Source organism: Litchfieldia salsa, from assembly GCF_900104555.1.
GTDB lineage: Bacteria > Bacillota > Bacilli > Bacillales > Bacillaceae_L > Litchfieldia > Litchfieldia salsa.
Genome location: NZ_FNJU01000021.1, coordinates 1 through 13,719, shown reverse-complemented (window position 1 = coordinate 13,719; position 13,719 = coordinate 1). Strand labels below are relative to the sequence as shown.

Here is a 13,719-nt window from a genome sequence, read left to right as displayed (position 1 = left end):
CAAACATAACAAACGGAAAAGAAATAAATTTAATTAGTTGAATCCAATACATTTCTTTCTACGTCTTTCTAATATGATATTTATTTTAAGAAGGTGAAGAATCTGTGAATATCCCACTTAATAAAGAAGGTACTTCAGATAAAAGTATAGAAGAGTTAATCGATGAGTTTGGGAAACCCATGATGAATTTAGCCTATACATATGTTAAAGATTGGAGGTTAGCTGAAGATGTAATGCAGGAGGTTTTTGTAAGTATATATAAAAATGCCGATAAACTTCCTCATATATCCTCGTATAAAGCTTGGATATACAAAATTACAGTTAACAAAAGTAAAGACTTATTAAGAAAAAATTACTTAAAGAGAGATATACTCCTAGACTTTATGGGGCACTTTGGCAACAATGATAAATCATCACCTGAAGAACTATTTATTTCTTCTACGGAGAGAAGCAGAGTAACACGTACAGTATTAGAAATACCGATAAAATATAGAGAAATCATAATTTTATATTATTATGAGGATTTTACTACTAGTGAAATAGCCGAAACTTTAAATCAAAATGTATCAACTGTCAAAACAAAATTAAATCGTGCACGCAAGCTACTCAAAAGCAAATTCAATAGGAGTGATTGGTTTGAATAATAAGGAAGAATTTAAAAATGCTTTAGATGAAGAGGTTTTTAAAGAAAATCCTTATAATGCAGTAATAAAAGAAAGAGCGATTAGAAAAATTACTCAAGTAGAGAAGCAGCTTACCACTTCTAACCGAAGACAGTTAATCTTCAATCGTGTAGTAACTGTTTGTGTTTGTTTTTCATTCCTCATAGTTACTATTTACCTTCTTAATTTGAAAATTGTGGAAGATGGAATTGAAAATAATCAAGCAACAAATGATATCAAAACTCCAGAAAAGGAGAGTGATTTAGTTAAAGAAATGTTAACAAACATTGAAGCTCTGCAAGAATATCGCAGATTACCTGATGGTATAAAAAACAAGTTTAACGAAAATCTACTGTATTCATACAATAATGATGCTGATTTTAGAGAAAAAATAGCTATTGCACAAGAGACTACAGACTCACTATCTATTTACAAACTCGAAGCGTTAACTGAGAAATTACCAATCAATGATTATTTTGGGGAATTTAACGATCATAAAGATACAATATATATAGTCGGAAAAGAATGGAAGGAAATAGAAAATGCATTTTTAGATTTAGAGTATGACCAACAAGTGTTATTATCGCATCTTTTAAATGAAATCGGCAGAAACTACGTGTTAAATACAGGAGACTTTAGTGTAGCAGAGGGAACTGAATTCTTCAAACCACTGTTAGCTTGGGATAAAGTCGACTCGTCTGTAAAGCAAAATATTATCAATGATATAGATAACAAAATTAGAATTTTAAAAGATGCTTTAGAAAAATCAAGTGAAAATGATCATTTAATATACAATAATCTACTAAAATTTCTAGATTCCTATCAAAGTATGAAAGATTTACGAAACCAACAAGAATTAGATAATTATTTTGGAATAAGCCGTGATTTCTTTATCTTCTCTTTTATTATTATAAAGCCTAGACCTGTCGAAGTATTAGAAGAACCTCATTATATATCCAATGGGGAACACGTAAAAATAGTTCTAGAAGAGTATCCAAGATAAAATTATATGTTTTTCTAACAAACTAGTGGATCTTTTACAGGCATTCCCTTTATAAATAGTAACTCTTCCCAATAAACTTAATCGTTTATTATTTCGATGGCAGAAAATAAGAAGGAGTTAAGTGATGAAATTACAATATAAGTTAGATTCAAATGATTACTGGGAGTTATCAAAGAAGGCCCGTATGTATTCTCCACAAATTAAAACTACACGCTTTTGGTTGTATACTATTTTAATCTGTGGAACTTTTCTATTATCTCTTGGCCAGACATTACTTTATTCAGTCGTAAGAACATTTATTTGGTCTGCCTTAGTTTTCCCGACCGTGGAACGTAGTTTGTATTACATAAGGGATAAAGTTCGGGTAAATAGCAACTTCCTAGGGGATAGAAGTCTTATTCTAAAAGAGACTGGCGTTGAGTTAGTATCTCTGTCTAAAAGACAATTTTTCGATTGGAAACACTATATTCAAGTAGTAGAAGATATTAATTATTTCTTTCTATTTGATAAAGAAGGGAAATGTATTCAGATACCGAAAAAGGGGCAAGGAGACGTTACAATAGAAGAACTTCGAAACATCCTTAAGCAAAATATTGAAACGTTCACAGCTCATAATCCCTCCTATATTAGAGAAGTGATTCCGAGAATCCAAGTAATAATTCTTATACTTGTTTTGATTTTAACCAGTATTAATAAATTGGATTGGAATGACTCCGATGACCCCTTGTCTTCTAGTCGTGAAGCTATTTATGGATTGTTTCTAGGAGTAAGTACGGAAGATTCTGTGGAGACGTTAAAGAAAGAAGGGCTAAAACTTCGGACAGGAGTAACATTGGATGATATAAATCAGTTGTATGAGCAATTGAATAATTATCCGAATACGAATGAAATCTTTATTAATAGATTTCCATTGTATACACTGCTTGATGAAGCTGAAAAACTCTATTATGAAAGAGAATTGCCCAAGGAACAAACTACCGGGATTTTTAGCGGCGAAAGTGAGCATTGGAGAATCGTAAATTATACTGTGAAAGCTACACCGGCTTTGTTTCGAACGTTTGAAGGGCGGATGTATATGAAGGGACAAGAGATGTATCAAGCAGCTCATTTTCAAAAGGAATTCTTTATTGTGTTTAAAGGTAAAGGTCCTATTCCCCTACACGACTATGTAATCGCAGAAGCAAATCCTGAAGTTAAGCCAGAGGAACTAGAAATATCAGAGGAACCTACCGGAGAATACTACGGGGAGCATGAATCTTATAAAAATATTCAAGGAGACCCAGTTAGCATACAAGATATTGAAGAAGTTTATGCGATTGTTCAATGGCGAGGGAAAGATGAAGAAAAAATGCATGAAGAGAAAGTAACTCTACAACTCAATGAATCTTAAATAATATAATATTGACTGGAAAATACTAGATGAAATCTAAGCAAGACCAATATATCCTGAAGGAATAATTGATACAATTTCATCATCAAAAGTAAATGGGAAGAACATATTGCAATTAACAAAAAAATACCAGTTAATGATTAACTACCGGGATTTCTATAAGAAGGAGATATGTTTTTTTTTGGAAGTTATTGTACTAACGGGTCAGAAGAGTTGAACAAGAGGGTTTAAAATAATGTAAGATGTATTTATAAAAAGGAGAGTCGAGTTCATGAACAAAAAGGGTTGGAGTATTTTAATTTCTATAAGTTTAATAGTAATTTTATCTTTTGTTTATTACCAGCAATCACATATATCAATATGGGGATTTAACCTCGCCAAAAAAGACATTAAAGATGTAATCGTTCAAACTGAAAATTCATCTTACCTGATTACTGATAAAGAGACTGTGTTAACGATTGCAAAGGAAATTTCAACAGTGAAAAAACACTCAAAAGTGGAGGTTTCTGACTCCTATTCAATAAACACTTCTGGTGATTACACAAAAGTTCTTATCCGAATAAATGATAACACCACTTATGGTGGTAATCTATTTACAATGGGAGAAAACATTGTTCAGGGAAGCAATGGATATTACTGGAGTTTAGATTATCAAAAGTTAGAAAATGAATTAAATGCTTCTCTTAATACTGCTTCTTTATTAAACTAAAGGGTTCGAGTGTTCAATAAGAGCAGTCGCTTCTTGTGCTAACTAACAGGATAGTTTAAAAAATTCTATAAATAAGGAGTGGATATTTTTGGTTGATAAAGAAACACAAATAAAGATACTACTCTGTGGAGATCCATTAAAATTTGCATGTAGATTGCTTGGAGTTAAAGATATGCAAAATCATAATTACTCTGAAGTTTTTACGGTCAGTAAAGAAGAAATATATGAATATGTCTCAATTAATGGTATCCCACAGAATTATTCAACGAGTAGATATTCTATGACTGATGGGTTCCATTTTTTTGAGGAAGATGGTAAATGGTATACCTGCTTTAGAGAGAGAGGTAATATCTACAATGATGAAGTCTTTAATGATTATGAACTTGGTCAAAAATACATAGTAAACACATTGCTAAAATTATCAGGTACTGGACTATTTTAGTGGTAGATTCTTTAAGAAACGGTGGACAAGTGCTGAATAAGAGCAGTCGTTTCTTGTGCTAAAGGATGCTTTGATCCAAGAAGGATTAAAGCACTTTTAATAGAAGTTATTAAACTAAAGGTGCAGAATAGTTTAAGAAGGAATTACTATAATTAAAGTCAATTGAGGGTGAACTCTATGAAATATGTATATCTCTTACAACATAGCTATGAGTATGAATATAAAGGTGAAATCTTTGATGAAATAAAGATAATTGGTGTTTTTGCAACAAAAGAAAATGCTGAGAAAGTTATTGATAAATACAATTCATTGCCAGGCTTTAAAGATCATCCTTTAGAGTGCTTTCACATAGATAAGTTTGAAGTTGACAATATCAGTAGCTGGGACGAAGGCTTTCTAAAATGGGAAGATGCTTATTGAATTAACGGGGGCGTTTCTGCAACAGCAGCAGGAACGCTTTTTGACTAATGGATCAGGTTAATCAATAGTGAAGTCATAAATAAGGGGTGGAATTTAATGAGAAAGATATTTTTACTTTGTGTTTTAATGGTATTAACTGCTTGTACATCTGCTGAGAAAGAAATGGATATAATCCAACAAATTGAAAGAGACTTAGAAACAATAGTTAATTCGAACGCTCTAAATAAAATTTCTTCAAATCCCAATGATTATATTGAAGCTCATTTAAATGAATTTGAAAACATAGTCTCACAAAAAGAAATCGCAATTAACCACTTCTTAAGTAAGTTTGAAAAAAGTGATGAGAACGGATTAGAAGAATATATTATGGCTGCTGCTTCTGTGGAAATTTTAGGTGAAGAGAATCCTGTAAAAGAATGGTCAACAGGTAAAGAGTGGTATGAAAAGTATATTTCCTTAAAAGAGTAATATTAAGCTAAAAGGCTACTAATGAGGGTCTCCTCTTATTGCGTTAACGGGTGCGAATGCTTAACAAGGGCATTCGACCTTCTTTGTTGAAGTAAAGGAGCAGGTTAATAGAAGGAGGCTTTTCTTAAACTACAAATAAACTTTCATATAGATGTTATATTAGAAGAGCCGTCATAAGACGCTCTTTTTTTAGTTAAAAGAATTTTTCATAGTATTTAAAAAATGTTGAAACTTTTTCATAACTATCTCGCTCTAATAAGCAGAAAAGGAGGTCACGTTGATGCAAGAACTTACCCTTATTAAGAAGGCGATAAATGGAAACAAGGAATGTCTAGAGGAACTTCTTATAATACATGGAGACCAATTGTATCGTACTGCTTACTTATATGTTCGGAATCGAGAGGATGCCTTGGATGTCGTTCAAGAGACATCTTACAAAGCCTTTTTATCGATTAGTCAATTAAAAAATGAAGCGTTCTTTTTAACTTGGCTAACAAAAATACTTATAAACTGCTCGTATGATATTTTAAGAAAGAGCAAAAAAGAGTTACCTTTAAACAGTGTAATCGAGCTCACTCTGGATGGAAAAAGTGAGAGAAGAGCCGAAACCTTAGATTTATTAGAGGCTATAAATACGCTAAATGAAAATCATAAAAATGCTATAATTCTGTTTTATTTTCATGATCTCCCTATAGGTGAAATAGCCAAAGTGATGAACTTACCTGAAAATACTATAAAAACCCATTTGAGAAGAGGGAAAGAACGATTAAAAAAATTGTTAGGAGGAATGAACCATAATGGAGAAAAAATCATTTCAAGAAGTATATGAAAAGATTGAAGTGCCTAAAGATGATGTCTTAAGTGCCATAACGGCTGGTAAGAATCGTGCTAGTCATGATGTATCTAAAAGTAAAAAAAGATCAAGAAAGTTTGTTTTGCCAGCAGTCGCGGCTGCAACTATATTTATTTCCTCAAGTTTCATTTCACCTACCTTATCGCAAGCAATGGCAGAAGTACCGTTGCTAGGGAATGTATATGCTGTATTTAATGATGCTATAGGTCGGAGTTTACAATCCCAAGATTTAATAACAGAGTTGAATCAAGTCTCTAGTTATAAAGGTGTTGCTGTATCTATTACAAGTGCTTATTATGATGGAGCTGTTGTAGGAGTCACTTTCTCTGTTAAAGGAAATGTAAAAACTGAAAAAGATGGAAGTCTTCAAGGGTTTTATGAAATTTTTGATGGTAAGGGTGGTATTTCAGATAGCAAAGAATTAGTATATATGGAGCAATCAGAGGATGGCTATATAGGGCATATACAATTAAGCTATCCAAAAAACGTTTTACCTTCAGAAACCTCTTTCCCACTTGAATTCAAGAGGATAGGTGGAAAAGAAGGTAGTTGGCGGTTCGATGTTCCGATAAACCAATTACCGTTTGAGACAGTAATTGTGGACAAAGGAACAAGTAAAGAGAATGCAGAAATAAATATCCATTTTGATTCAATTATCCAAGGTAAAGCGTCAACCGCTATTAATTATACAGCAACTTTTCCACTTGAAGGAAAACATGATCAAGTACGACTAGAGGCTTATGATGACCAAGGTAAGGAAATCAATATCTCCACGGACGGAATAGATTTAGAAACAATTAAAGAGAACAATAGAATTATTGTTAAAGGTAGAAGCATTATTCCACAGTCAAAAAAGGGAGAAACTAGTTATATAGAAGTGCGTCCTAAAGTGGCATTAAGTGAACCTGATCATTTTATAAGGTTAGATGAAGCAACTCCTGTTGAAGTTAATGCTGCAAGGCAAGAACTAGCTGTTGAAATAGAACATATTACTGTTCAAGATAAAAGCATTACTTTTGACTTTCAAGTAAATAATGGGAATAACATGGAGAAACATATCTCTTTCTATGAAAATTTTGCTCGTAATGATGTCACTTTAGTTAAAGAGTCAGAAAAAGATATTTATCAGAAGCCCATTAAACACTCAGTCGAAGCAATTAATAAAAATGACTTACGCTTTAGAAGCACATTTGATATTAGTGAAATTAATGATTTTAACTTAAATGACTATGTAATAAGAGTTAATATGGGAACATTGAGTGCCAATATTCCTGTTGAATTAGAAAAGGTTAGAATCGATTTGAATTAAATTGAAGATTTAATAAAACATAAAAGTTCCTTCTTTTACTTGTGAATTATTACACTTAAACTATTGGGGGCGAATATGGAATAAGAATTGGCACGATCCAAGCAGGATTAGTACCTTTCTTTATTGAAGTAAAGGGTCAGGTTACTTGAATTTGAAATGCTATAATTTATTGAGGATCAATTGTTAAATAGAGGTTTTTATTATGGTTTCAGCAATAAATGATATGATTATTAGTTGCCATTACTCCCTTTTAGGTTCAATACCCAACAGATTAAGAGGACTAACAGTAGCATTAGATAACGAAACGTTGTACTGGAAAGGTTATTTTGATGGGGAACCAACTGAGGAAGAAAAAGAATTATTAAGTATCGCCTGTACCGAGGTAATAGCTGATTTTCCCGTAATTAAGGTTGTTAATGAAGAATATTTAAATCATACACAGCCTTTAAAAATGGAAATGTTGCAATTTTGGGCTTTTTTAAGATGGGAACAAGATTGACTCTTATTATGCTAAAGGGTTGCGATTGCGAAATAGGGACAGTCACCTTTTTTACTAACGAATCAGGCTTGTAGAAGAAGAAACCTTTGATAGGAATTACCGTCTATAAAAGAAAGGGGGGCTATTTTGAAAAAAATTTTATTACTTGTCTGTATTTCGATGATAGTGATAGTTGGCTGTAACACAGGAGAAGAAAAAGTGTTGACTGAAGCCCAAGGTATTGCGGATGAAATTGTTGAGAACAACGAAAATGCAGATATATTTATGTTTAATGACAGTGTTTATGAGAAAGTTTCATCAAATGGTGATGTTGAAAAAACCGCTGAAGAAAAAATTGGAGAAATACAGGAACAATATTCACCAGGAGAAACTTTTCAAAATGGAATGGCAACGATCCTCTCAATTGGTACTGAGATATATGCTACTTCTCTTGGTATCGGTAACGATTTTCTCATTGTGAATATAGGTGGTGAATGGCTTAAATATGAAGCTTTACCACAAGGTTAAACGTTGAGTTCCTATTCAGCTAAAGGGGTGCGTATCTAAAATGATACGCTTTTTTGCTATGTAAAAAGGGTAATGAATGATAGAAATAGAATAAATCTAGATGTAGTATGTTTAGGAATGTAACATGGTTTGGTTTTGGTTAATCGGATGGAGGTATTAATATGAGAGAACACATTAATGAAGTAATAAAACAAATAGAACAAGATAACGATGTTAAAATATTATTCGCTTGTGAATCAGGAAGTAGAGCATGGGGATTCCCATCTAAAGATAGTGATTATGATGTTAGGTTTATATATATCCATAAACCTAACTGGTATCTATCAATTGATCAAAAAAGAGATGTTATAGAAATACCAACTAGGGATCATATATCAATTCCGATGGATCCATTATTAGACCTTAGTGGATGGGAGTTAACAAAGGCACTTAGGCTATTTAGAAAGTCAAATACCCCTCTATTAGAATGGCTTAAATCAAGTATTGTTTATTACCAATCATATTCAACAATAGAGAGAATGAGAGAACTAGATAAAAATATATTTTCACCCACTTCTTGCCTATATCATTATTTGAACATGGCAAAGGGAAATTTCCGTGAGTATCTTCAAGGAAATGAAGTAAGAATAAAAAAATACTTTTATGTACTTCGGCCAATATTAGCTGCTAAATGGATTGAGAAATATAATGCTATCCCACCAATGGAATTTCAAGCATTACTAGAAGATATATTGGAACCAGGAGAATTAAAAGAGTCTGTTTCTACGTTATTGAAGCGTAAAATAGCAGGTGAAGAGTTAAATCTTGAACCAAAGGTTGATATTATTAACGAATATATAAACAAGGAAATAGAGCATTTAGAGGCTTATACAAAAGGATTAAACTTAGATATTCCTGATCCAACAATGGAACTTGACCTGTTATTTAGAAATACATTAAAAGAAGTTTGGAATGAAGAGTTAACGGAGTTGTGTAACTAACGGGAGCGATTACGACAACACGGTAATGCTGTCCTTCAAGATTGGCAGAATATAAGGAGAAAAAAAGTCGGTACCAACAAATTAAAGGAGAATTAAGGATGTTAGAAAATAATAAAAGGCTAACATATTCTGGTGAAGAAATAATCGAGGTTCTTAAAGAAGTTGAGATTATATTAAGGTCATTGCATAAGCAAGGTTCGTACTATGCCGAATTTATTGACGACAATGGAAAATTGGATAAAGAAAAAGAACGTGAATATTTCTCCGAAACAACACATTTCATTGATGATTGGAAAGTAACGCAAAGACTTGCGAAAATTAGAATGATATTATCACAAAAGTTTGATAATACACTTGGAGATGACGATATGGATGACTTAGAAAGAGCAATGGAAGGTCTGAAATATTGGAATAAGCCAAAGAATAGGCACTAAAAATTTATGTTTCATATTCAACTAAAGGGTGCATTATTCTTATTGAGGTGTTTAATTTGAGTGGCGAACAAACGATGTTAACGATTGATGTATCAAGTATTAAAACATCAAAAGAATTACATTTATTATTAAAAGAATCCCTTGAACTTCCTGATTTCTATGGTGAGAACTGGAATGCTTTTTGGGATGCAATAACAGGTCTTATTGATCTACCAATGAATATACAATTTATTGGCTGGTCTAATCTAGAAGAAAAATTACCTTCTGATGCCAATACTTTAATAGAATGTCTTACTGATTTTAATGGAGAATATTCTGACGAGAAAAGGAAATTCTTGTTTAGATAAAGGTGAGTGATGATCTAAGAAGGATTAACGCTTATTTTAAGAGTTAACGCTTATTTAAGCAGCTCACTAAGTTATCACGAACAAATAGTACTTGTTTTTAGATCTGACAATTTAGGAAAAGGAGCAGTACAACTATACTTCTTATATTGGGAATAGTTATCTTGGATAATATAGATAACTATTCCTTTCTGAATTAGTAGCAAGTAAACTTAAGCATTATGAAATTGTGAACCATTGTACTTAAACAAACGGGGCTTTAGTTGAACAAGACCGATCATTTACAACAGGGATCGTTTGCTGCACAGTAGACTAATACTGCGCAATTACGATTACCATAATTGTGGAAAATATGAACAATAATTCGTTATCTTCTGGTATGATTTTAGTATAAAGATTTATGATATTGTGAAGGTTTTCACTTAAACTAACGAGGCAGATATTGAAAGAAGGTTGATAAATATGAGTGAGGATATTGACGTAGTAATTAAGGAAATAAATCAATATTTTACAGAACTAAATTTTAATAAAGTAGTCATCAATGGTAGAGAAAATTTCGAGTTCAAAGGTGGATACTATTCCCTTTCGAAAGCTGACAATTATGGTTATTTTCTTGAATATGCTAAAACATTAGACGAAGCAAAAAACAATTGCTATGAGGATATAGAAGCGTATTCAGGTGGATTTAAAACAGAAGAATTAACAGGGATTATTAAGAATGATATTAAGAAGTTTGTTGTGGGTGCTGAAGGAGATTAAAAATGTTTAAAGAATTTGATGTGATAAAGAGTCTCAAAACATTATCGCCTAATATTGATATTGGAACACTGGGAACTATCCTGATAATTCACAATGAAGAGGAAGTTGAAGTTGAATTTGTAGATACTCAGGGTAAAACATTAGACTTATTAACAGTGAGCAAGAATGATATTGAGTTATTGAAGTAACGGGTGCGTTTCTGGAACAAGCAGAAACGCTCATTTCACTATTGGAGCAGGTTTTTTGAACAAGAATTAACATCTGATTAATACAGTATTATTGGAGTAATATAAAGAAATAAGATTTTCAATGGTTTTGGAGGGTGCTATGTGAAATACTCTGAATTGCTTACTTACCAAGGATATATATATTTGACCTCAATATACGAGCCTGAGGATAACAGTTTAATTCTAACAATAGAACGTTGTAGAATAAACGAAACATCTGAAGATATTAGAATTGGAGATAATATTATTGAAGACACTCACTCTATTGATATTGACAACTCTCTCCCTATTCTCCGTTTTGAGTTCAATTGGTATATTCGATATTCCATAACAAACGAAAGTTTCTCCATAATGGATGATTATGAAGTTTATGAAGGGAAGGCATTCCGTATTTATAAACGCTCAAGATATTTGGATTTTATTAATGTAAGTACAATTGCATCAGATGATTATCCTGGACCTTTTAAGCACTATGGTATTACTGCACTAAACCACATTGTAGACGTAGTTGCTACTGAACCACCAACAATTACCTTAATAAACAGAGACGCTATTATTTAGGATATTATTTTCATTTAGAAGAAACTGAGATACTCTTGTACTATTTATGGGCGATTAAAAAACGTAAGTACATAAAAAAGACCCAATGTTAAGGTCTATTTTAAGGCGTTTTGATAATCTTTTTCTTGCTTATCAAGTAATTGTTTAAACTTTTCTTGTGCTTCCTGATTTCTCATCATTTTTTTTGCAGTAAGACTGCTTTGTAAGTATTTTCTAACTTTCCTATTGCCGAAGAATAAATGTCGGTAAGTTTCACTTTCATATAACCCATTGAACCATTCGTATTTCCGTAGTTGTTTTATATTCTTATCGATTTTTTCAGTATTTAGAGAGCTGTCTTGCCCTATACTTTGGAGTATCCCAGATATAATCTCATAAAGCATTCCGTTTCTCCTTTATCAAGGCTATATTATTATCATTTTTGCCAAATAGCAGATTTTTTATTAAAGGTTTTATTAAGCTAAAGAGGGCGAATGCTGAACAAAGATATCTGGCATTCCTTGTTGAAGTAACGGGCAGGATAGTTGAACAAGGATCTAAAATTCAGTAAAAGTAGGAAAGAGGAGTTAGTGATGAATGTCGAACTAGCTTTTATTAAAACGGAGAAGATAGATAATATTATTGATAATATAAAAGAAAGATTGGTTAGTTTACCTGACACTTTTGGTACACAACCAGATGTTGGAATACCTAATTCTTATGATTCAATCTTAGCGATAGAAAATAATAGAAAAATAGCAGTTTCACAGGTAAGTAAAGGTTGGATTTCAATCATTGAATCGAAAGAAGTAAATGATTATAAACTTCTTCTAGATCTTTCAGTAAACATACAAACCGAAGTGATAGGAATCGTTTTATCCGAAGTAACTGGTAATTATGGCTATGTAGAAATAAACGCAGGGAAAGTAATGAGTCTTTTCCATAGTGAACAAGAGGAAATAGATGAGGAGGTTATTAATAATCTTCTCTTGGATAAGCAAATAAACATTCCAATATACATGTTTAGAGAAGTAGCATCTAATAAAAATTTAGGATGGCAAATTATAAAAAAATAAACATTCTATGTAGTGGCTTTCCTTATTCAAGTATAGGAGAAGTTTAGTTTAAGAAGAATAGCGATAAAATAGCTTATAAAAACTGTTGTTTTGGAGGAAATATGGCTTCTTTTTTAAAAGGGAATACAACAAGTTTTATTTTTGATAAATATGACAATGAAAAGTTGGTCCAACTACTCTTTGAAGGGGATTTAGTTTTATATAAACACACTGTTGATGACATTTTTAAACAATTACCCATTCATACCCTGAACAGCAGTTTTGATATAGATTACCTTCATTATTTTGTTGTTCCAAAAACTGAAACACACTTAGTAAAATGGAGAACCGTAAAATTAGCGAAAGGTGGAGAAAATTTTCCATTAGATAACCTAAATTCAAGGGCAATTCAATTACAATTATCAAGGCAATCCCATAACAGAATTGATACTGGAAGAATTGCTATTACTACGCAATGGGAAGATGATTTAGGGAATATTAAACAAGCAACTTTTGAAAAAGATGTATATAAAATGTTACAAGGTTTAATACGGAAACTGTCGGTAGGAAAAATAGGTGGAGTTTTTGTTGGAGAAGAGGCATATAGATTATGGGAAGCTGACCAAGTAGAATTATGCCAGATAATACAGGGGACATTTACTTATAAAAAAGATGACTTTAAGAAAAAAGGTAAAAAGTAAGTGTCTATGTTCCACTAACGGGGGCGATTGCTGAATAAGCAGCAGTCGCTTCTTTCGTTATAGGAGCAGTTTAATTTAAGAAAGAAATGTTATTATAAAGGTAAATATAAATTGAGGTGCAAGGTAATGAACACTATTTTAGAGGACTTTTTAGAGTTAAAAGAAATTTTGAATTCCTTTAATGGTCTTGAAAAAGAATATAATTGGCTGCTAACCGATTTAGACTGGTCTTATCCTGATAACTACCTCGATTACTTTATGGATTATCGTATTTATGACGATAGTAGTCACTGTCGCAATAATTATTTAATAACAGGAGAAAACCTTAACAAACTTGCAAATATGAAAGAAGTTTATTTTATCTGGGGAGTATTTTCTGCAATAGAAAAAAATGAAATTGTTGATTTGGATACTATT

At 32.0% G+C, this 13,719-nt stretch carries 20 protein-coding genes and 1 pseudogene; 20 read left to right on the top strand and 1 reads right to left on the bottom strand.

The window, feature by feature from the left end; genetic code table 11:
• Window positions 1–104: 104 nt before the first annotated feature.
• From BLQ56_RS22085 to BLQ56_RS22005, 17 genes are all read left to right on the top strand, one after another.
• Window positions 105–644 carry an RNA polymerase sigma factor gene (locus tag BLQ56_RS22085; RefSeq protein ID WP_090859637.1) on the top strand — a complete coding sequence of 180 codons (540 nt, stop codon included), beginning with the start codon at window positions 105–107 and terminating at the stop codon, window positions 642–644.
• Window positions 637–1,665, top strand: coding sequence for a hypothetical protein (locus BLQ56_RS22080; protein WP_090859635.1), 1,029 nt, complete (start codon window positions 637–639; stop codon window positions 1,663–1,665). The genes BLQ56_RS22085 and BLQ56_RS22080 overlap by 8 nt, the downstream gene beginning before the upstream one ends.
• A gap of 124 nt (window positions 1,666–1,789) precedes the next feature.
• Window positions 1,790–3,055: a YcxB family protein gene (locus tag BLQ56_RS22075; RefSeq protein ID WP_090859633.1), complete on the top strand. Its 1,266-nt coding sequence runs from the start codon at window positions 1,790–1,792 to the stop codon at window positions 3,053–3,055.
• 271 nt (window positions 3,056–3,326) lie between these two features.
• Entirely contained in the window at window positions 3,327–3,764 is a 438-nt protein-coding gene (locus BLQ56_RS22070; RefSeq protein WP_090859631.1) for a hypothetical protein, read from the top strand.
• Between the two features lie 88 nt (window positions 3,765–3,852).
• Window positions 3,853–4,206, top strand: coding sequence for a hypothetical protein (locus BLQ56_RS22065; protein ID WP_090859629.1), 354 nt, complete (start codon window positions 3,853–3,855; stop codon window positions 4,204–4,206).
• 177 nt (window positions 4,207–4,383) lie between these two features.
• On the top strand, window positions 4,384–4,626 hold the full coding sequence (locus BLQ56_RS22060; protein ID WP_090859627.1) for a DUF7336 domain-containing protein: 243 nt from the start codon (window positions 4,384–4,386) through the stop codon (window positions 4,624–4,626).
• 96 nt (window positions 4,627–4,722) lie between these two features.
• Entirely contained in the window at window positions 4,723–5,094 is a 372-nt protein-coding gene (locus BLQ56_RS22055; protein ID WP_090859625.1) for a hypothetical protein, read from the top strand.
• Between the two features lie 280 nt (window positions 5,095–5,374).
• Complete coding sequence (locus BLQ56_RS22050; RefSeq protein WP_090859623.1) at window positions 5,375–5,923, top strand: sigma-70 family RNA polymerase sigma factor; 549 nt, start codon at window positions 5,375–5,377, stop codon at window positions 5,921–5,923.
• Window positions 5,892–7,256 (top strand): DUF4179 domain-containing protein, encoded by a 1,365-nt coding sequence (locus BLQ56_RS22045; RefSeq protein ID WP_090859620.1) that lies wholly within the window; start codon window positions 5,892–5,894, stop codon window positions 7,254–7,256. Before BLQ56_RS22050 ends, BLQ56_RS22045 begins: the two co-directional genes overlap by 32 nt.
• Before the next feature lie 202 nt (window positions 7,257–7,458).
• Window positions 7,459–7,755, top strand: a complete 297-nt coding sequence (locus BLQ56_RS22040; protein ID WP_090859618.1) for a MafI2 family immunity protein — start codon at window positions 7,459–7,461, stop codon at window positions 7,753–7,755.
• A 126-nt stretch (window positions 7,756–7,881) separates the two neighbouring features.
• The gene (locus BLQ56_RS22035; RefSeq protein WP_090859616.1) at window positions 7,882–8,262 is read left to right on the top strand and encodes a hypothetical protein; all 381 of its coding nucleotides are present in this window, start codon (window positions 7,882–7,884) and stop codon (window positions 8,260–8,262) included.
• Window positions 8,263–8,423: 161 nt separating this feature from the next.
• Entirely contained in the window at window positions 8,424–9,242 is an 819-nt protein-coding gene (locus tag BLQ56_RS22030; protein WP_090859614.1) for a nucleotidyltransferase domain-containing protein, read from the top strand.
• Window positions 9,243–9,340: 98 nt separating this feature from the next.
• On the top strand, window positions 9,341–9,676 hold the full coding sequence (locus tag BLQ56_RS22025) for a hypothetical protein (protein WP_090859612.1): 336 nt from the start codon (window positions 9,341–9,343) through the stop codon (window positions 9,674–9,676).
• 74 nt (window positions 9,677–9,750) lie between these two features.
• On the top strand, window positions 9,751–10,023 hold the full coding sequence (locus tag BLQ56_RS22020) for a barstar family protein (protein WP_090859703.1): 273 nt from the start codon (window positions 9,751–9,753) through the stop codon (window positions 10,021–10,023).
• A gap of 459 nt (window positions 10,024–10,482) precedes the next feature.
• Entirely contained in the window at window positions 10,483–10,779 is a 297-nt protein-coding gene (locus BLQ56_RS22015; RefSeq protein ID WP_090859611.1) for a hypothetical protein, read from the top strand.
• Between the two features lie 2 nt (window positions 10,780–10,781).
• Window positions 10,782–10,967, top strand: coding sequence for a DUF4926 domain-containing protein (locus BLQ56_RS22010; RefSeq protein WP_090859610.1), 186 nt, complete (start codon window positions 10,782–10,784; stop codon window positions 10,965–10,967).
• Between the two features lie 141 nt (window positions 10,968–11,108).
• Window positions 11,109–11,567: a hypothetical protein gene (locus BLQ56_RS22005; protein WP_090859608.1), complete on the top strand. Its 459-nt coding sequence runs from the start codon at window positions 11,109–11,111 to the stop codon at window positions 11,565–11,567.
• Window positions 11,568–11,662: 95 nt separating this feature from the next.
• Here BLQ56_RS22005 and BLQ56_RS22000 read toward each other — a convergent pair whose 3' ends face one another.
• The gene (locus BLQ56_RS22000) at window positions 11,663–11,950 is read right to left on the bottom strand and encodes a hypothetical protein (protein WP_090859606.1); all 288 of its coding nucleotides are present in this window, start codon (window positions 11,948–11,950) and stop codon (window positions 11,663–11,665) included.
• 189 nt (window positions 11,951–12,139) lie between these two features.
• Between BLQ56_RS22000 and BLQ56_RS21995 the strand changes: the two genes are divergently transcribed.
• From BLQ56_RS21995 to BLQ56_RS21985, 3 genes and pseudogenes are all read left to right on the top strand, one after another.
• A complete protein-coding gene (locus BLQ56_RS21995; protein WP_090859604.1) occupies window positions 12,140–12,622 on the top strand; it encodes a hypothetical protein in 483 nt (160 codons plus the stop codon).
• 101 nt (window positions 12,623–12,723) lie between these two features.
• Complete coding sequence (locus tag BLQ56_RS21990; protein WP_090859603.1) at window positions 12,724–13,302, top strand: hypothetical protein; 579 nt, start codon at window positions 12,724–12,726, stop codon at window positions 13,300–13,302.
• A gap of 126 nt (window positions 13,303–13,428) precedes the next feature.
• Window positions 13,429–13,719 (top strand): annotated as a pseudogene (locus BLQ56_RS21985) (hypothetical protein); the annotation flags it as partial.